Source organism: Streptomyces sp. DH12, assembly GCF_020873895.1.
Lineage (GTDB): Bacteria > Actinomycetota > Actinomycetes > Streptomycetales > Streptomycetaceae > Streptomyces.
Genome location: NZ_JAHWGT010001214.1, coordinates 1 through 436 on the forward strand (window position 1 = coordinate 1; position 436 = coordinate 436).

Sequence of the window (436 nt, forward strand, 5' to 3'; positions counted from 1 at the left end):
GGTCATCTCCGAGCAGTCCAGGAGCGCCCGCATGATCCGCGTCTGGGCCTCGCCGCCCGTCCGCAGACACGCGCTCATGGTCTCCTCGCACACACCGTGGCAGGCCATGCACGCCTGGATGCAGTCCTGCATCTCCTTGCTCAGCGGTTCCGTGGCCGGCTGCTGCTGGGTCATGGTTCCTCCCAGGGGACGGCGAGGGCCGGCGTTCGGTCCTCGCACCTCCCGTCCTACGCCCCTGTGTCCATGACCACCACAGGACGTTGCTTGGCCGGGCCGGGAGCGGCAATCCGAACGGTGGTGCCCGTGACCGCGGCGCCGAGGGGGCGATCGGCGGGACGGACAGGGAGAGGACCATGACGACACAGACGGAGCGGCAGCGGCTGCGCAGACGGTTGGAACGACTCATCGGCATCGCGGCGACCGAGGGCAACGAACT

1 pseudogene is annotated in these 436 nt (G+C 69.5%); it reads right to left on the minus strand.

Features of this window, described 5'->3' with window-relative positions:
- Window positions 1-174, minus strand: a pseudogene (locus LPA54_RS39310) (four-helix bundle copper-binding protein); the annotation flags it as partial.
- Window positions 175-436: the final 262 nt, after the last annotated feature.